Origin of the sequence: Ohtaekwangia sp., assembly GCF_036568665.1 — a bacterium.
GTDB lineage: Bacteria > Bacteroidota > Bacteroidia > Cytophagales > Cyclobacteriaceae > Ohtaekwangia.
Genome location: NZ_DATCSD010000371.1, coordinates 15,217 through 33,813 on the forward strand (window position 1 = coordinate 15,217; position 18,597 = coordinate 33,813).

Genomic DNA, 18,597 nt, shown 5'->3' on the forward strand with positions numbered 1-18,597 from the left:
TAAGGTAATATACTAAAAAACCTGGTTGTTGCTGAACATTCTGCATGGCAGAAAAGATGAGGACGCATCACGATTATCCAAACCATGCATGATAGAGTTTATGCATCACGCCACTGATCTCTTCCAGTGGCAGACTGCCAAACTCCAATAGTACTTCCGGGTGGCGTGGCCGGTTTTGCTGGTTGCTGTAAAAGTTTGTAACGGGTGTTACAGTAATACCGGTAAGCTGCGCCCGTTGTATCACCTCGCGCTCGCTTAACCGGGTGTCTATGCGCAGCAGTATGTTAAGGCCCGAGGGTGTATGATTGGCATGTATACGCGTCTTCGGCAGTTTTCGCAAGGCACTTACACAGGTGTCGTATTTCTTTTTATACAGCAGTCGCATTTTTTTGAGATGGCGTTCCCAGAAGCCATGCTCCATAAACAACGCCAGTGTTTGGCGCGTAAGGTATGGCACTGTGTTCGTAAGATACCGGTAAGCCGTATAGGGCACAGAAAAATTTTCTGGTAGCACTACATACGCTACGCGCAGTGAAGGCATCAGTGCATTGGAAAATGTACCGATATATATTACGCGGTTATCACGATCGAGTCCCTGCAGCGAAGGCATGAGCCTGGTTTTATAACGAAACTCACAATCAAAATCGTCTTCAATAATATAGGCCTGATTCTTCTTCGCCCAGTTAAGAATCTGTATCCGGTTGCTTACAGGTATAGCGGCTCCTGTAGGATATTGATGAGATGGCGTGAGGTATAGCAAGTCCGCCTTTTCTGTTAACAGCTGTGTGAGATCTATACCATCTTCCTTTACGCGTACAGGCTTTACGTTATAACCAAATTCTTCAAAGAGTATACGCGGCCGCGGATAGCAGGGATCTTCCATCACTACTTTGCTACACGTATTTCGTAGTATAAATGCCAGCCAGAAAAAGATCGCGTTGGCGCCTGAACCAACCAGCAGCCTGTCCGTTGTGGCTTGCACTCCGCGGTATTGATACAGGTAATGAACGAGTTGTTCTTTCAGTGGATCATCAGCTTCGTACTCTTCATATTGAAAGCTGATGCGATCGAGTGCCCAGTTGCTGCACTTGCGCCATTGACGAATGGGAAAATGATGTTCATCTACCAGGTGCGTGGCGGTATTGAAACGCGACTTTGCTTTTTTACCGGAAGTGTTTGCGCTGTGTGCTGCTCCCCTCTTTACAGGTTGCAGTTGCCAGTCTTTGTGATCGATCCTGGTAACATAGAGTCCCTTGCGCGGTATATTTGTTATATACCCTTCCAGCAGCAGTTGTTCATACGCTTTTAATACGGTGTTGTTGCCGATGCCCAGCTCTTTGGCCAGCACACGATACGAAGGCAATCGCGTGTCGTGCTTCAGTCGCTTTTGCAGAATGGCTTCCTTATAGAAGTCGTAAATCTGTTCGTACAAAAGCTTATCAGTATGGTGAATAGTAGGGATCATATCTGCACCCATCAAATTGTTAAAATCTGCATCCACAGACGGGTGCAAAGATACAGTAGTTTTGGTTAACAATTTCAAGTGAAACACAAACCCCTATTGACATGAAAAAGCGTTTCTTACTGATCATAGCCGGTATATATATACTGGTTTTGTGTGCTGCTCCGCTAAGAGCACAGATACCCAACGATTTTAAAATGATAAATGCTACAGTTACAGCACCGGGTGAACTGGTGATCACAGCTTCCAAAACATCGTCATCGCACGACTTCGATTTTCTGGCCGGTAAATGGACGATGGATAACCGGAGATTAAAAGGACGGCTGAATCACAGTACGGAATGGGTAACCTATACTTCTACCAGTGATAACTATGGACCGATGCTGAATGGTATAGCGAATATAGATATCTATAAAACTTCTTATAACACGGTTGATCATACTCCTTATGAAGGACTTACGCTTCGTGTGTTCAATCCAAAAACTAAACTATGGAGTCTCTATTGGGTGGATAGCAATTTAGGTATAGTGGATCCTCCCGTGGTGGGATCGTTCGAAGGAAGTGTAGGAACATTTTATTGTAAAGATACTTTTCAGGGCAAAGCTATACTGGTAATGTTTCAATGGGATAAGACTGATCCGAATAACCCGGTGTGGGCACAGGCTTTCTCGGAAGACAATGGTAAGACATGGGAGATGAATATGACGAATGTATCGCATCGGGTATCGAATTAAATACAAATTTGGTTCCCACAGATTTCACAGATCGACACAGAAAATTAATGGCCTTTTACTTTGTATCAATTCTGTTCCCGATAGTTATCGGGGTGCGGGGAGATATTTTGCATTTCATTCTGTGTAAGGGAATATTGATTAACGAATGATGAAGTATAAAGTCCGAAAGATTTCTACTTACGATTAACTTGTAACGAATAACTATTAACTAATAACGAACATCGATTAACGAATGCAGAAGTTGGGTATACCCGATTTTTACTTCACAATATATTTAATGATAAAGTATGATAACTATTTCGCAAGCTGCGCTTCACGACCTGGAAGCATTGGCTGAGTTGTTTGATGAGTATAGGAAGTTCTACCGACATGCGAGTGACCTTTCAGGAGCACGGACCTTTCTTTCGGATCGGATGATGCACCAGGATTCCGTGATCTATATAGCGCGGTCGGCCGATGGTGCAGCAATGGGATTTGTACAGTTATACCCGTTGCTGTCGTCTACGCGGATGAAGCGTGTGTGGTTACTGAATGATCTATATGTGCATCCGGATTTTAGAGGACAGCAGGTGTCTGTTGGTTTGATAGATCATGCAAAAGATCTTGCGCGAAGAACCGGTGCTGCTGCACTATTGCTGGAAACAGAACAATCCAATGCCATCGGAAACAATCTATACCGGAAGACGGGCTTTGCTCTTGATATGGATCATAATTACTACTCCTGGTGTGTAGCATAAGCATAACGATAATTGTGTAAAGTATATATTGGCCGGCCTGTTAAAAACGAAAAGCCGCTGACGAAAGGCAGATCACTTTCCCAATACGATCAACACCCTTGCCCGCGACTTTTGCCCTATTACAAACCCTAAAACCCTTTCGATATTTGTTATCAGTGCCACCACCAACTTTAACATTCGCTAATCGGTGTTCCTTGTTCGATATTCAATTTCGCTATTCGTTAATGGTTACACGTTATATACCCGTTAAAAAAACGGTCAACCGAATGAAGTATACTTTATGAAAGTAAGATTGCAAATTCATGTTACTCTTGTGTTTCTGTAGCTGGAATCTTCACGGTAAACACTGTACCTATACCCACCTCGCTGGTAACTGAAATACTTCCTCCGAGCAGTGCTGTTAGTTCTTTTACTATGGAGAGACCCAACCCGGTTGAATTTTCTTTGCTCGTAGGCCGGTTGGCGAGTCGTTGGAATTTACCAAAGAGCCGTGGTAATTCTTCCGGTGCTATACCAGGTCCCTGGTCTTTTACTTCGAACTCCACTATATCGCTCGCATGTGTTGTTACCAGGTATACTGTTCGCTGACCGGGTGAGAATTTGATGGCGTTCGACAGCAAGTTCTCCAACACCCGCGACAGTGCATCCGGATCAGTATATAGGGTACTCTGCACTTTGTTTACTTCAAGGATAATTCCTTTCTTCTCGGCTTGCATACTATATTCTGCTTCCAGTTTGTCCAGAAACGCTTCAAGTTCTACCGGCTCCTTGTTAATGCGCGCGAGTCCCTGGTCAATGCGATTTATATCGAGCAGATCGGTAATGAGTGCCTGCATTTTTCTGCACGACCGCTCCATGTGTGCGAGGTATTCAATGTCTTGCGGGTTGCGCATTCTCTCCTCGCGCTTCATCAATTCGATAAATCCTAATACACCGTTGATCGGAGCCTTGAGATCATGCGTAGCTATACCGAGAAAGTGATCTTTCGCCTGGCTTGCCGCTACCAGCTGCCGTGTACGCTCCTGCACTTTGTTTTCAAGCTGCCGGTTGGTATCGCGTAATTTTTTCAGTAATCGTGCACTCGCTTTTTCCTTTCGGATAATCGTACCGAAAGCAAGCAGGCATGTTATACCGATCAAACCAAAAGCCGAGAAGCGCAGCGGATCGAGCTTACGGTTACTGGCCAGTAATATAGTCTGCTCTTCAAGATGAACTTCCTCATCTCGTACAATGCGTCTCACCTGCGCGCGCAGCGAATCCATGCGTTGCTGCATCGCTCCCATATCCATGTGCAGCGTAGCACTATCGGTTCCAAACTGGTTAAGTACATCCAGTGTGCGGGCCATATCTTTGCGCTTGGCCTGACTGATAAATATAATTTTATGATCCTGTTTTGTTTCTTCAATCTGCCCCTTCAGAAGAACGGATAACAGATCGATCTCCTGCCGGAGCATTTCGTCTGCCATCTTATAGGTATTTAAAAAGTGTTTATCACCTGTAAGTATATATCCGCGTTGCCCCGATTCCATGTCCATAAACAAGGTGAGCAATTGCGTAGACGACTGGATGATGCGATAGGAATGAATGATCCTATCCGTGGCGTATTCTTTCTCACGGATGTTATCATACGTTATAATCGCATTGACTACGATCAGTAGAACCGATGCAATCAGTAACGCATATATAGCGTTGACGTTGACTCTCATGGTTGTACCATTAATATACGCAGAATCTGTAAGATCCGGAAGTTTCAGGCGCAGTAATTTCGGACTCGTATTCATGGGGGTGTAATTTAGGAGAGCGTAGGTACAAAGATGAGAACTGTTATGTGTGTAGGGTGTGCTTGCATCTGCAGTTGTCCTTTCAGCCTGCGAATGATTTTCTTTGCTGCGTATACATCTATATAATCGGGGTCGCTCAGTATTTCAGGATAACTGATATTTACCCGGTCTATCTTCTTTTGCTGCTCGGCAGTTAGTGTCAATCCATTCAGCACCAGTTCAAATTCGTAACCGGTATTTATCGAGCGGATATATAGCAGCATGTCATCAGGCTGTGTTGTGTTCCGGTAAAAGAATCCCTGTACACTCTTTAACAAGGTGAGTATCTGCTGGCCGCAGGGTAAATTTTCGCCAGGCCGTTCCAGTTCCAGTGTAAAGCGAACGTTGTGTATAGCAGGTTCTGCATGCGGAGCAACAAGCCTGGCAGCGATCGCTTCAGCTGTTAAAGGCTCATCGGTATACTCATTTATTCTGTCGGACTCTGCAAAGTATATAAGTTTGTGCAGGCGGTCGTCTAATCGATCGGCATAGTAGCGCATCTTCTCCATGATGAATGCATGGTCTTTTTCAGCAGATATACCGAACAGATTCATCAAACCTTTTAGTGTAGCCAATGGCCCGCGCAAACTATGCGAAGTAGCATACACGAAATCATCCAGTGCAACGCTGATACCAGATAGTGGCAATAAAGCAACCGATGTCTCGGTATGCCTGAAACGAAATACCATGAAGTCGCCCATCGAGTCGATCAGTCGTGTATGAAAACCGGATACTAAAAAATGAACAGCCTCCCCGCTCCTGTTACTCATAGAGATGAGTTCATCCTTCAGGTATCCGTTGGGCAATACTTCATGCAGTTTACAGACAGCAGCAGCACCAACAACATCTGTCAATGAACAATTATTGATATTTACTTCTTCTATTCCGAGGATGCGGCTTATGTCGCGACCAACGGAGATGATCCCGAAAGAACCGTTTACCATCAATACATCCGGAGATATCCGTGCGATGAGACTGCGTATCTCCGTTTCTGTGACCAACCGCTTTGTGTTATTCATCCGTATGTTGTTTATACGGGTGCTCTCCAGGCGAAAGCATCCATGGTTTGTCAAATTTCTTTCGTCTCAGGCTGCGAAGGTATATATAACGTAAGGATGCTACCAGCTTCCTGCTGCAGCGATACACCTTCGGCCTGCATCCGATCCATAAGTGCTGCCGGAATGGCCTGGTATATTTCTGGTTCCGGTGCAGATCGGCTATCGTCAATCTTTATACTGATATAGTCCTGGTTTTCGATAATCGTTATGTTTAGCATAGCCTTCCCGTTGTTCGGTCGGCCATGGGAGGCCATCGTTTTATGGGCCAGTAGCGGGAGTATGATCCAGGCTGGTATCCAGCGATAAGAGTTCAACTGCGAAGAAAAGTATATATGCCAGGTAAAAGCATCATCTGTGTGTATCTGCTCGAGTTGCAGATATAGCCGTATCATTTCGAGCTCATCGGCCAGGCGTATTTTGCCACTCTCTGTATCGGTAAGCACTCCGCGTATAAGCCGTGAGAAGGATGCGAGGTAATGCACAGCACTTTCTACATCTTTCCGGATGATATAGTGCTGAATGGAATTTAATGTATACACCACAAACTGCAGGTTGGAGATCCATCGCAATCCGGTTAATGGCGGGATGCTGACGGGCTGTTCATCGGCTTGCGTCTGCGACTCACGTGAAATATTGATGCAGTAAATGGCCAGTCCTCCTTCGGTGGGGTATATATGCATGCGCCACCTGATTTCTTCCGGAATATAGTTCGTCTCCAGCATAATGTAAGTACGATCATGCAGTGCCTGCAGGCATGCCTGAACGAAAGGAACTGCGGAGTCATCGGCATATTCGACCCACAGATTTCTTCCCGGTTGGATATGTTCGCTGAGGCGAGCATCATTGATGTTCGTGTAGGTAAGCAGGCCATCATTATTTACCGTAAAGAAGTTCATATTTTTCAATGATTCCTTTTGTGAGTATCTGGTTAGAACAGGCTACCAACTTCACCGATCTTCTCTGCCGCTGTGAAAATCACAACGTAAAGCTTAACAATAAGATTGAGTGTTGCTGGTATAGTTGACAAGGTTACCGACAGTGCAGGAAGAAAATTGTTTTATGATACTGAGAGGCGTTTATAATGGGCGAAGGACGTTTACATACAAAAAAGTATCTTTTGTATACAAACTGCCCTATATATCCCCACGGAGCTAATTTTTTTTTCTTAGTTTTATAATACATGGATATTTCCTTCGTGTTTTCGAATGAGTTGAAGTTTAGGCTGGCCCGTCACGCTGCCTTTTGGGGGGTTATGATTGCTTACCAATGGCTGGTGGACTTTATTGTGCCGGCATTTTTAGAAGGAGCTTCCTATGCCATTGCGCACGAATCGTTCTTCCTGTCCATAGTATATTTACCCGGACAGTTACTGCTTACTTATGGTATTTTATATATTGTTATACCCCGGTGTCTTTTGCAGTCGCGCTATATTGCCGGTGCAGGTTTTGTAATACTGTTCTGTGTGCTGGCTGGTGTTTCCAATGAGTTTTCGTATCGGTTCTTTACTTCTGGCCCGCATCCGCTGGTACTATTCAGCGATAAACATTCGCTCGGTTTACACCGTATGCTGGGTGTTGCCGGCTTCGCAGCCTGCATCAAGTATATGAAATACTGGTATGAGAAAAAGTATCTGAATAGTGTGCTGGAAAAAGAAAAGCTGAAGGCTGAATTACTTTCGCTCCGTGCGCAGATACATCCGCACTTTCTGTTCAATACTCTGAACAATATATATTCGGTTACGGAAAAGACCTCGCCTGTTGCATCGGAGATGTTACTTCGGCTATCAGCCCTGCTTCGCTATATTCTGTATGAATGCAACAAGCAGGAAATACTATTGATGCAGGAGTTTAAAATGGTGCACGATTACCTGGCACTGGAAACGGTGCGCTATGCGAAAGACCTGGATATTCAAATCGATCTTCCGGCCGACACGGGGAACTACCTCATTACTCCCTTATTGCTGTTACCGCTGATCGAGAACTGCTTCAAACACGGTGTGAGTAAAATGATCGATCAGCCATGGGTAAATATTCGTGCAGAACTCAAAGAAGATATACTCCAGGTAAAGATCATGAATGGCTGCAAGGAGTCTGAACCGGGTAACAACGGTCATGATCACTATGGCTCAGAAGGTATAGGACTGATCAACGTTCGCAAAAGACTGGCGTTGCTATACCCCGGCAAGCACGAACTGAAAGTATTTTCTGAACCTGGTGTATTTGTAGTGTCGTTAAAACTGGAACTGAACCGAATAGCAAGAGCGTATGAAGTCAGCCGCTAAAGTATGGAAATGTATTATTGTGGATGATGAACCGCTTGCACGTGAAGTGCTGGCACGTTATGTTGAACGCATATCTTCGCTTCAACTGGTTGGCGAATGCAGCAATGCCATAGAAGCGATGGAATGCCTGCAGCAACACGATGCAGATATAGTATTTCTCGATATACAAATGCCGGAGATTCGCGGAACCGATCTGATCCGTATACTGAAGAATCCTCCGTTCATTATTGTTACCACCGCTTTCCAGGAATATGCATTGGAGGGATACGAACTGGATATAGTAGATTACCTGTTGAAGCCTATTAAGTTTGAGCGATTCCTGAAATCTATTACCAAAGTTTTTCGTCTGAGTGGCGATCATCCCAACAGTCTTAATTTACCGATTGATACTGCGACACCCGAACCGGAGAAGGAACCGTACCTGTATCTTCGCACGGATCGTAAAACATTAAAGGTTCTGTTGAAAGATATACTCTACGTGGAAGGCATGGGTAATTATGTAAAAGTGTTTACCGCAGGCGGAACGATCATTACCAAAAATTCCATGACGGCTATGGAAACAATGTTACCCGAGAGTTCTTTTATTCGCACCCATCGTTCGTTTATTGTGGCTAAAACAAAAGTACGCTCCTTCAGCAGTGAAACTATTGAGATCGAGAAACACCAGATTCCGATTGGAAAACTCTATAAGAATGCTGTGATGAAAGAGCTGCAAAATGATTGAGTATATTTCTGCCTGCCAATCGGCCTTTACCCTGGCATAACACTATACTCGGATCGATAGCTTCCTGTACAATAGGCAGCATGCTTATCCGGCACACTCTTTTTAGCCTTACACCATGACTATATTTTCATGGACTCTCTGACACATATAGCCATAGGTGCTGTTATCGGGGATGCATGGCTTGGTAAACGCCTCGGCAAAAAAGCGATGCTGATCGGAGCTGTGGCGCAATCATTACCCGATATGGATTTTGTAGCATCCCTCTGGATGTCGCCTGCGGAATATTTGCTGGCGCATCGTGGATTTACACATTCGATCTGTTTTGCACTGCTCTCGGGTTTTGTGCTGGCGAGTACAGCGGTGCGCTGGAAGAAAGAAATTGGTTTGAGTGCATGGATGTTGTTCTTTACTGTTCAATGCCTGTTACACCTGGCAATAGATATACTCAATGTATATGGTGTGGGACTATGGGAACCCGTTCTGCATAATCGTTATTCTCTTAACCTGCTGTTCGTTGCCGATCCGTTGTTCACTGCGTGGCCATTTATAGCCATGATCGTTTTATTTTTCCTTAAGCAGGAACATGTGTTACGTATACATTGGCGATGGTTTGCAGCGTTGTCATGCACCATGTATATCGCGATAGTGGTGCTGATAAAACTATATATTACCCAGGCTGTTGCTACAGACCTGCAGCAACTTGCTATTGAACCCGCAAGGTATTTTACAACGCCAACTCCCCTGAACAGTTTATTGTGGTATACGGTAGTGGAAAGAGAAGGCGGGTATCTGATCGGCTATAAATCGGTTTGGGATAAAGGCCCGGGAATCTATATAGCAGTATACCGCCAGGAGGAATTGCTCAGTGCCATAGCGGATCGTGATGATGTACTGCGGCTAAAGCAGTTTTCGCAGGATTACTATATAGTATATAAAGCCCGTGATGCGCTGCTGTTTAGCGACCTGCGGTTTGGCCAGGTGTTTGGATGGGCCGACCCGAAAGCGTCTTTTATATTTCAGTATGATCTGCTACATCCGGAGAGCAACTTGCTGGTGCTGCAGCGTGGAAGGTTCAGCGGGTGGAACCGCGCAGAAGTAAAAACCTTGTTCAACCGTATTCGTGGCAAACAGAATCGTCAGGTTTCGGAATAGTGAATGCTATATATATACCGGTATAGATCATTACCGGTTGCTTCCCTCCTGCGCTTTGTTTACAGGTTTCCGTTGTGGCCGCCATACCCAATACAATCCTTTTACGTTGGCCTTCCATTCAGGAAGTATAATGACCAGTATAATTTCTTCCACCAGCTGTATTCCGGTAACAGCACATGCTATATAGAACGCTGCTGTGGAAAATGGCCACGCAAAGAACATCAGCAGAAAAAATATAGCCTGTACCACAGCCGCAGTCTTGGCAAGATAAGTATGAAAGCTTGTAACTTTCCGGTATGCGATTAATGCTGCTATAGTTTGTATACCGAACAACGCGAACAAACCGGCTATAACGATCCAGTGACTATAAATAAATTCGCGGTGCATGATCCACAATCCCAGAGTAGATACCAATACCGTGGCATCGTCAGCAACAGAATCGAGGCGTGCGCCAAATACACTGGTCACCTCAAATTTGCGCGAGAGCGGCCCATCAATAGCATCGGTAAGAAAGCTAAAGGCAATTAGCCATTTAAACCAGTCGGACTCACCTTTAATAGCCAGTAACAACAGGAACGGTGCCGATACCAGGCGATACATGGTTATGCCATTGATAACGTAGTAACTTATTCTCGATTGCTTATCGGTATTCATACCTGCGGAACTTTTTACACGAAGTGTTACCAGAACTATTTTTCTTTTTTGTCCCATCCAATGACACAGATCATCTGCCGGCATGATTCCCCTATGAGGAAAAAATGTACTGGCGTCTCTGCCTGTAGATCATAACGAAAGAACAGGATTCCCTGCAGGGATATACAAATTATTGTTCCATAAGACTTCGTCAATGATTAACCGCCTATGGTGTAACAGGCTATGCGTCTTGTCAACATCGTTTTCAGAAGTGTCGGTATAACAGTAGGTTCATATCAATAACAACTTCTACATCAGGTTTCTATAACTCTTTGCTGTATGAAATATACCTTCTATACGCTTGTACTGGTTGTCGTTTTTCATGGCGAACAGGTACACTCACAATCTGCGGCACCGGTAAATGATCAGGTGCTGGCTGCATTAAAAGCATACCGGTCGGGCTATACGCAGTGTATGCTGGAAAAGAAACCGGATTTGCTGACTTCCTACTACGTGGACAACGTTCGCCTGATGCCGGAGTTTCAAAAGACTGTGGTGGGAAAAGATCATGCGCTACTCTATCACAAAGCTTTTCTGTCGCGCTTTACGGTTAAGGAATATACCCGAAAGGAATTAGAGATTACCGACCTGGGCCAGCAAATATTGGAGGTAGGAAAGTTTACAACGACAGCAACAGTAAACACTACCGCGAAGACCTATACCTGGCAGGGAAAATATTTTACACTCTGGCAAAAGAATGGCAAGACTATATCACTCATTTGCGAAGCCTGGAATTATGATCACGCGCTCGAAGCTGAAGACCTGATGCATTTCAGTGAAGTGCCGGTATATGACGTAGCGCTGGCTCCGCATGAACCGGTTAATAATAACATCCGTTTTGAGTTGGCCGCTTTAAATCGCCTGATGGAGGCAACGGTGAGCCAACACGATGCCGGTATATGGCAACAGTTCTATACAGACGATGGCATGTTTTGCTATAGCCGTAATCCAATATGCCAGGGCAAACAGGCTTTGCACGATTTCCTGGAGAAACACTGCCGTGATCTTGTTGTGTTTGAGAAGCTCGATATACGAAATGACCGCATCGATCACCTCGGCCAATATATCGTGGAGTATGCCAGCCACGTGGCTATCTGGCGTGGCGGTGATTACTCCGGTGTTGGTTTGGGTAAAGACCTTCGGATATGGCGCAGGGAACCTGACGGCTCACTCAAGATATACCGGCATATAGCCATGTATGATTAGCAACAGCCGATCTGGTTCTGCTATCCATATATAGTATAAGTCACTCCACTATACCAATGTTACCGGTGAGTTGTTATACTCCTGCTCGATGAGGCACATTTGCTGCTGATGCCGCTGTGCGTGCAATGCGAGGAAGTATAGATACTGGTATACATCCAGCTTGCCCAGGTTATTTACAGACATGGTGGTGTGGTGCAACGTGCCTTCACCATTGGGGAGCAGGTCCAGCGTATAGAGACACCGTGATAGCTGATCGCGCATCTCGCGTCTTACCTGCGGCAGCGTTTTTTCTCCTGTAGGCTGATGGTGCTCCGGCCGTTGCCAGGCGAATGATTTTGTCTGACCTATCGCCAGCAAGGCCGGATCGGCCAATGTATAGTGCTCGGGTATAAAATCTGCTCCGGCAAGCGCTTCATGTTTACGGAGCGCTTTCTCACATCCTTTCTCGATAATGATCAACAGGAAATGATTGGTTAGCATAACGTGTTCTAATACCTCGCATATACTCCACCCTCCGGACGAAGGTTTATAGCAATGCAAGGGATGTTCTCGGTCGAACCATTCATCCACTACAGCAAAGGTGCGGATGAGTTCGCGCGTCAGGTTGATAAGTATATGTTCGATGGGCATGGTGGTTTTTCAAAATCAGTTGTAAATAAAAAAGCCCGGGTGTTGGCCCGGGCTTCCGTACATAAGCTTTCATCAAGCTTATGAACATCATTCATTCCCGGGCATATATTTCCATTTCACATGCTGGTGAAGCGGGCACATAAATGCGATATGGAATGCTGATGTATTCATTATGAAACAAATGTAGCAGGATTTTTGAAAACTGTTTTAACGATCCGGAATAATTTTTATTCATGTTTACCCATCGATTTATCCTCCCGGCTATATCGATTCATAGTAATCACGTTATCACTTCGATAGCGTAACCACCTTGCCTTCTTTTGCAGAACGCCTGGCTGCTTCCAGTATCTCTACCACGATCACATTATTTTCCAGTGATGAAAGATCAGTAGTCTTTAGTGTAATCTCTCCACGCACTACGGCAGCGAGGTAAGCAAACGGATCATTATAGGGCTTTGCATACGCGGGACTGGATATATACTCTTCCGGTTTATCCGCTGAAGTTTTTAATCGTGATCCCTGACGATCAGCGAGAATATACCCTGTCTCGCCATAGAGTTCCATATCCTTGCGGCTAAACGGCCAGTTCCACGAAGCCTGTATAATGCCTTGTCCGTCAGAGTATGTAACAACGATGGTGGCTTCGTCTTCTACATGAGTATATATAGCGGGCTTGAGCTGCTGTGTTATGGCCGATACGGTTAAAGGTCTTTTGCCATCATGCAGCCACGTGAGCAGGTTGGCGCCATAGCAACCAAAGTCCATCAACGCACCGCCTCCGTTCTTTACAGGATCCGTAAGCCAGTCGAGAAATTCTTTGCCCACACCAATTTCCTTTGGTCCCTGGTGGCCATCGTGTATCACCGCTTTACGCAGTTTACCCATTGAATGATCTTTGATAAATACTTCTTCCACTTTCTGGTTGCTGCTATACCAGGTGGTTTCATAATTGGTGAGCACATGGATCTTATGCTTTTTCGCCAACGCTTCTATCTGTCGTACATGATCAACACTTACCGCCAATGGTTTCTCTACCATTACATGAATGCCGCGGGGTGCACATGCCTGCACAATGCTCAGGTGATCTACGGTGGCACTGAAACCTGTTACAGCTTCCGGTTTTGTTTTGTCGAGCATTTCATTGAGCGTGCTATAGAGTAACGTGGTTGGTAAATTATAGCGCTTGCAGTAACGCTCACCGAGTGCGCGATCCGGTTCGGCAATTCCCACGATCTCGATGTCGCCATCATCGGCACGATCCAGTATCCACCCGACATGGCCGTGTGTAAGACCGGCTACACCTATACGAAATGGTTTCTGCGCCTGCTGCGAAAATGCCGTCATAGAAACAAGTGTAAAGAGTATCACAAGAGATATGAGTCGTTGCATAAGGATTCTGGTTTGTTATATACTACAAGGTGAACGATTATCCTTACAGATACAATAACCAATGTGATGACCGGAGCGGATCGCTGGCTAATAAGATAATTAGCGTGATGCACGCGATCACTTTCGAATGAACCTTGCCCGGTAATTTCCTTTTGTACTTTTGATCACGATGGTATAAAGACCTGCCGGTAATGCATGTACATCCAGTATTGCCTGGTCATCATCCATTACTATACCGGATGTCTTTCTTCCCTGCTGATCATATATTGCGATTGATTGTACCGCTATATCTTTAGGTATCGCCAACTGAATACTGTGATCTGTTGGATTGGGATATAGCGTAATGTTGCGGGAGGTTGTTGTTTCATCTATACCGGTTATGGCCGAGAGGTCAGCTTTCCATAATTCATAGTCACCGTTCCACTGGTCAGCCTGGAAATATAGTATGTTATCCTGTAATAAAACATCCGATGTAACATAGGCACCACTTGCATGGCGTACGGTGCCTGCTTCTGTGCCATCGGTCTTCCAGAGCTCGCAGAATCCGAACAGGTCTTCTATAAAGAAAAATACCTGGTCATCTACAGCAATCATGTTCCGGGTGAAATGATAGTCACCTGCCAGGTCAAAATTCTTCAGTGCGTATGTCCCGGCCGTTGTACCGTCACTTTTCCAGAGGGCGAATGCTCCCTGCATATCACTTACCGTAAAGTAAAAATGATCCTGCATTTTTACTTTCTTCGAAATATCGTACGAGTCGTTGCCGGTGATCAAGGTTTTAATAGCCACTGTTCCGGCATCGGTGCCATCGGTTTTCCAGAGAGAGCGCCCTTCGGTTGTCGCGCGATAAAAGTAGAGTGTATTTTCGTCAGCATACATGTCGTCTATATAGCTGGACCAGAAACCAGGTGTGAGGTCTTTTATCATAATGGTTCCTTCCGTGGTTCCATCGGTCTTCCAGAGTTCTGTTCCGGCAGCAGCGTTAAACGCCTGAAAGTAAAGTGTATTACCAGCCGGAGCGAACCAATAGATATAGCTATCGGCCGTTCCCGGGTTAATATCCTTCAGCAATTTCGTTCCTGCTTCCGTGCCATCGCTTATCCATAGCTCATTGCCTTCGTTCTGTGTAGAAGCTGCCAGGTATAGTTTACCGTTGTAATACAAGGGCGCGTTAATGTAGAGATCACCTTTGTTATCACCCAGGTTTGTTACTTTGGTTGTACCGGCAGCCGTACCGTTGCTTTTCCAGAGTTCGCGTGCTCCCGCAGTTCCCAGCGTAGTAAAGTATAGCATGTTGTCTGTTACCAATAGTTCTATGGGGTTGTTGGTGCCAGTTCCTGCTACCATGTCTTTCACTAAGACCGTACCTGCAGTTGTTCCATCGCTGCGCCAGAGTTCTCTTCCATTGCCAGTGGTTGAAGCGAAGAAATACAGGGAGCCATTCCACGTTCGTAAATACTGCGGATCACTATCCGTAGTGCCGGGCTGTATATCTTTTACCAATGTAGTGCCTGCCGTTGTGCCATCGGTTTGCCAGAGCTCTTTACCATGATCCGGATCGGTAGCGGTGAAATATACCTTGCCATTCAGTTCGGTAAAATCAGCAGGGCTTGATGCAAATGTTTTGTTGATGGTCAGATCTTTTACCAATGTTGTTCCGGCTGCCGTGCCATCACTCTTCCAGAGTTCTTCGCCCAGCTCTGTTGTATAGCCTGTAAAGTATACTTCATTGTTCAATGCAACCAGTTCACCACTCGCGCCTGACTCCGCTCCTGCTGCTATATCTTTTACCATCGTAGTTCCTGCAGCGGTGCCATCACTCTTCCAAAGCTCATAACCACTGGTGCCTCCGTTGGCTATAAAGAACAGCGTGTTGCTGGTGGCCGCAAAACCTCCGAACGCTATACCGTTGTCATCTGTCACAACCGACTTGATTGCTGTTGTGCCCTCAGTTGTACCGTTGCTCTTCCAGAGTGTTCCGTTTACAATAAAGTATATTTCATTGCCTACTGCCTGAAGATCGTGTACATACTCTTCGTTCCATTCCTTTACCAGCACCGTGCCATTGGCGGTGCCGTCTGATTTCCAGAGTCCGGTAACGGAGGGTGTTACCATCGCCTTGAAATATAGTGTCCCGTTTACTACGGTAAGTTCCTGCGGGTAACTTCCCTCGGCTCCTGCCCATAGATCTTTTACCTGCACGGTGCCGGCTTCGGTACCATCACTCTTCCAGAGTTCTGTTCCGCCAGCGGGTGTTGTCGCTGTGAAATATAGTATACCATTCATAGCGGTGAGTGACTCCGGCAGACTTGATTCATCGCCAGGTACTATATCTTTTACCAATACAGTTCCTGCATCGGTGCCATCGCTCTTCCAGAGTTCATCTTCAGTATCTGCCGAGCTGCCGCGAAAGAACAGTGTACCGTTTACATTGGTGAGTTCTGCCGGTGATCCGGAATTATAGCCTGGGATCAGATCTTTTACCAGTACAGTACCAGCGTCTGTACCATCTGTCTTCCAGAGTTCAATGCCGTAGTCAGGAGCTTCGGCTGTGAAGAACAAGGTTGTATTACTTACTGCGGTGAAGGCTGTAGGATAACCCGATCCAGAACCGGGCATGATATCTTTTACCAATGCGGTTCCTTTCGCGGTGCCATCGGTCTTCCAGAGTTCAGCACCGTACGCACTGCTCAGGCCGGTAAAATATACTGTGCTTCCCATCGCTTCAAAATGTGTGGAAGCGTTCCAGTTCATTACTTGTGCCGTATAGATCACTTGTGTGCCATCGGCTGTGCCATCGCTTACACCCAGGCCGGAATGTTCATTGATGCGCGCATAGAAATATACTTTGCCGCCTGCACTTGTTTTATAAAACAGGTAACTGGAGATGTTTTCGTCAGCCTGCGTGTTAATGTCTTTTACCAGCGAGATCTGTGCCTGAAGACTGACAGCGGAGAACAACAATAACGCTAACACTATATTTCTCATAGAGATTATCGCTAACATATGGGGAGGTTAATGATAATAAAGATAGAAAAAAGGATTAACGACCGGAAACAACGGTATGGCTGTACTGCAAAAGGTCGGGTAACCCTGCAGGCGGCTTTACCGATGGTATGACGGTATACTTTCTGATGCGCGGTGCGCGCTACGGTATAAAACTTGTTTTATCGCGCGAGTACGTTAATGTGAGTGTATGCATGGCACGAGTGCATGCTATATAGAGCATGCTGCGGTCTACATCCGTATGATAGTTGCGCGAGGATGCAAATGGTATGATCACTTCATCGAACTCCAGACCTTTGGCCAGGTGTGCGGTGGTGATAATAATGCCATTCATAAAGGCTGTGCTATCCGGTGTGAGTAAATGTATACCGTGCGCTTTCACATCCTGGTATAGCGTTTCAGCCTGCTCCAGTGTTTTGCAGATAATACCCAGTGATTGATACCCGGAAGTCTTGAATTGCGCGATCATCTCACGAACAGCAGCTCCTTCCTCCTGATTGCTTTCAAAGCGTTTAATTTCCGGAGCGCGGCCGTGGCGTTCCATAGGCACTACGTTGGGGTTGGGTGAAATCTGCTGCGCGAAAGCAGTGATCTCGTAACTGGAACGATAGCTTCGGTATAGTCTTACTATATCTCCCTGCGGAAATACCTGTTCAATGCCTTCGGCTGAAGATGCGCTATACGGATTTACCTTTTGGCTTACATCCCCTAATATAGTCTTCTTGCAATGGAATAATCGCGACAGCACAGCATATTGTACCGGAGTATAGTCCTGCATCTCATCGATGAGCAGGTGTTTTACCTCATCGTATGTCTTCACACCTTCCAGCCGGATCTTGCAATAGATAAGCGGGAAAACATCGGAATACTCAAGCATACCGTTGGAGCCCATCCTGAACAAATCCTCCCGCTTCATCCATTTGTAAAAGTCGCGGTACAGATCGAGCACGTTGTTAACCTTGAACATGCGTGGAATGGTTTCCCAGATCTGCGCCTTTTCACGACCGGTAAGTTTTCGTTTTGTCTGTGTGCGAACATAGTTCAGCACATCTTTCATTACTTCCTGGAATCGCTTTACGATCGGCATGCGATGATAGGCTTTCAATCGCTCGATCATAAAAGGCCATGGTACGACAACACCCGCTACGCGAATCTCTTCTTCGGCCGGGGTAAAGTAATTATTCTCTACATAGATCAGGTAACGGTTTAGCATACCGAGAAACTCGAACGATGACTTGAACCTGATGCGTTCAATAAAGGCAGCGTCATGTTTTTCCAGTAAGGCCGATACCTGCTGAAAGAAAGTCTGAAAGGTATATTTGTTTTCGAGGAGTTCGGTTGCAAGCTCTTCGATTCCCATCTCGGGTATATGCTCCTCTCCCAACTCCGGTAATACGTTGGATATATAGTCTGCAAATACCTTGTTAGGCGAAAGGATGAGTATATCTTTTGATGAAATGGATTCGCGGTAGCGATAAAGTAAAAATGCAATGCGGTGCAGGGCGATAGAAGTTTTGCCCGAGCCTGCCACACCCTGGATGATCATGACCTGCGCAGTTTCATTGCGGATCACGGCGTTCTGATCGCGCTGAATGGTGGCGACAATATTCTTCATCTTGTCGTCAGAAGATTTACTCAGCTCCTTCTGCAGTATATCATCGTGAATGTTTACAGCATTCTCGATCATAAACTCCATCTTGCTCTC

The 18,597-nt window shown here is 45.7% G+C and carries 15 protein-coding genes; 6 read left to right on the forward strand and 9 right to left on the reverse strand.

What is annotated here, in order from left to right; genetic code table 11:
- Positions 1-73 precede the first annotated feature (73 nt).
- Complete coding sequence (locus tag VIN08_RS21670; protein ID WP_331969676.1) at positions 74-1,513, reverse strand: PLP-dependent aminotransferase family protein; 1,440 nt, start codon at positions 1,511-1,513, stop codon at positions 74-76.
- A 53-nt stretch (positions 1,514-1,566) separates the two neighbouring features.
- Between VIN08_RS21670 and VIN08_RS21675 the strand changes: the two genes are divergently transcribed.
- On the forward strand, positions 1,567-2,196 hold the full coding sequence (locus tag VIN08_RS21675) for a hypothetical protein (RefSeq protein WP_331969679.1): 630 nt from the start codon (positions 1,567-1,569) through the stop codon (positions 2,194-2,196).
- Positions 2,197-2,483: 287 nt separating this feature from the next.
- Positions 2,484-2,933, forward strand: a complete 450-nt coding sequence (locus tag VIN08_RS21680; protein ID WP_331969682.1) for a GNAT family N-acetyltransferase — start codon at positions 2,484-2,486, stop codon at positions 2,931-2,933.
- A gap of 305 nt (positions 2,934-3,238) precedes the next feature.
- On the opposite strand, the gene VIN08_RS21685 is transcribed toward VIN08_RS21680, so the two are convergent.
- The 3 genes from VIN08_RS21685 to VIN08_RS21695 are packed head-to-tail and all read right to left on the reverse strand — an operon-like array spanning position 3,239 to position 6,707.
- Positions 3,239-4,714, reverse strand: coding sequence for an ATP-binding protein (locus VIN08_RS21685; protein ID WP_331969685.1), 1,476 nt, complete (start codon positions 4,712-4,714; stop codon positions 3,239-3,241).
- An 11-nt stretch (positions 4,715-4,725) separates the two neighbouring features.
- A complete protein-coding gene (locus VIN08_RS21690) occupies positions 4,726-5,772 on the reverse strand; it encodes a hypothetical protein (protein ID WP_331969688.1) in 1,047 nt (348 codons plus the stop codon).
- A gap of 50 nt (positions 5,773-5,822) precedes the next feature.
- Positions 5,823-6,707, reverse strand: a complete 885-nt coding sequence (locus tag VIN08_RS21695; protein ID WP_331969691.1) for a histidine kinase — start codon at positions 6,705-6,707, stop codon at positions 5,823-5,825.
- A gap of 284 nt (positions 6,708-6,991) precedes the next feature.
- Here VIN08_RS21695 and VIN08_RS21700 point away from each other — a divergent pair, with 284 nt between their 5' ends.
- The 3 genes from VIN08_RS21700 to VIN08_RS21710 all read left to right on the forward strand — a co-directional run bounded on the left by VIN08_RS21700 (position 6,992) and on the right by VIN08_RS21710 (position 9,968).
- Complete coding sequence (locus tag VIN08_RS21700; protein ID WP_331969694.1) at positions 6,992-8,092, forward strand: sensor histidine kinase; 1,101 nt, start codon at positions 6,992-6,994, stop codon at positions 8,090-8,092.
- Positions 8,076-8,816: a LytTR family DNA-binding domain-containing protein gene (locus VIN08_RS21705; protein ID WP_331969696.1), complete on the forward strand. Its 741-nt coding sequence runs from the start codon at positions 8,076-8,078 to the stop codon at positions 8,814-8,816. The genes VIN08_RS21700 and VIN08_RS21705 overlap by 17 nt, the downstream gene beginning before the upstream one ends.
- Positions 8,817-8,945: 129 nt before the next feature.
- A complete protein-coding gene (locus VIN08_RS21710) occupies positions 8,946-9,968 on the forward strand; it encodes a metal-dependent hydrolase (RefSeq protein ID WP_331969699.1) in 1,023 nt (340 codons plus the stop codon).
- A 30-nt stretch (positions 9,969-9,998) separates the two neighbouring features.
- On the opposite strand, the gene VIN08_RS21715 is transcribed toward VIN08_RS21710, so the two are convergent.
- Entirely contained in the window at positions 9,999-10,622 is a 624-nt protein-coding gene (locus VIN08_RS21715) for a CDP-alcohol phosphatidyltransferase family protein (protein ID WP_331969702.1), read from the reverse strand.
- A 318-nt stretch (positions 10,623-10,940) separates the two neighbouring features.
- On the opposite strand from VIN08_RS21715, the gene VIN08_RS21720 reads away from it, so the two are divergent.
- Positions 10,941-11,867, forward strand: a complete 927-nt coding sequence (locus VIN08_RS21720; RefSeq protein WP_331969705.1) for a nuclear transport factor 2 family protein — start codon at positions 10,941-10,943, stop codon at positions 11,865-11,867.
- Between the two features lie 48 nt (positions 11,868-11,915).
- Here the strand turns inward: VIN08_RS21720 and VIN08_RS21725 are convergent, their stop codons facing one another.
- From VIN08_RS21725 to VIN08_RS21740, 4 genes are all read right to left on the reverse strand, one after another.
- Positions 11,916-12,497, reverse strand: coding sequence for a DinB family protein (locus VIN08_RS21725; RefSeq protein ID WP_331969708.1), 582 nt, complete (start codon positions 12,495-12,497; stop codon positions 11,916-11,918).
- 288 nt (positions 12,498-12,785) lie between these two features.
- Entirely contained in the window at positions 12,786-13,886 is a 1,101-nt protein-coding gene (locus VIN08_RS21730; RefSeq protein ID WP_331969711.1) for a Gfo/Idh/MocA family oxidoreductase, read from the reverse strand.
- Positions 13,887-14,003: 117 nt separating this feature from the next.
- A complete protein-coding gene (locus VIN08_RS21735; RefSeq protein WP_331969714.1) occupies positions 14,004-16,874 on the reverse strand; it encodes an ELWxxDGT repeat protein in 2,871 nt (956 codons plus the stop codon).
- Between the two features lie 160 nt (positions 16,875-17,034).
- Positions 17,035-18,597: HelD family protein (locus VIN08_RS21740; RefSeq protein ID WP_331969717.1), on the reverse strand; the 1,563-nt coding region annotated here is incomplete at its 5' end.

Coding starts and splice junctions, on each gene's coding strand:
- VIN08_RS21735 (WP_331969714.1), bottom strand. CDS start 16,874: ATGAGAAATATAGTGTTAGCGTTATTGTTGTTCTCCGCTGTCAGTCTT.
- VIN08_RS21710 (WP_331969699.1), top strand. CDS start 8,946: ATGGACTCTCTGACACATATAGCCATAGGTGCTGTTATCGGGGATGCA.
- VIN08_RS21705 (WP_331969696.1), top strand. CDS start 8,076: ATGAAGTCAGCCGCTAAAGTATGGAAATGTATTATTGTGGATGATGAA.
- VIN08_RS21695 (WP_331969691.1), bottom strand. CDS start 6,707: ATGAACTTCTTTACGGTAAATAATGATGGCCTGCTTACCTACACGAAC.
- VIN08_RS21700 (WP_331969694.1), top strand. CDS start 6,992: ATGGATATTTCCTTCGTGTTTTCGAATGAGTTGAAGTTTAGGCTGGCC.
- VIN08_RS21715 (WP_331969702.1), bottom strand. CDS start 10,622: ATGAATACCGATAAGCAATCGAGAATAAGTTACTACGTTATCAATGGC.
- VIN08_RS21685 (WP_331969685.1), bottom strand. CDS start 4,714: ATGAATACGAGTCCGAAATTACTGCGCCTGAAACTTCCGGATCTTACA.
- VIN08_RS21725 (WP_331969708.1), bottom strand. CDS start 12,497: ATGCCCATCGAACATATACTTATCAACCTGACGCGCGAACTCATCCGC.
- VIN08_RS21730 (WP_331969711.1), bottom strand. CDS start 13,886: ATGCAACGACTCATATCTCTTGTGATACTCTTTACACTTGTTTCTATG.
- VIN08_RS21675 (WP_331969679.1), top strand. CDS start 1,567: ATGAAAAAGCGTTTCTTACTGATCATAGCCGGTATATATATACTGGTT.
- VIN08_RS21680 (WP_331969682.1), top strand. CDS start 2,484: ATGATAACTATTTCGCAAGCTGCGCTTCACGACCTGGAAGCATTGGCT.
- VIN08_RS21690 (WP_331969688.1), bottom strand. CDS start 5,772: ATGAATAACACAAAGCGGTTGGTCACAGAAACGGAGATACGCAGTCTC.
- VIN08_RS21720 (WP_331969705.1), top strand. CDS start 10,941: ATGAAATATACCTTCTATACGCTTGTACTGGTTGTCGTTTTTCATGGC.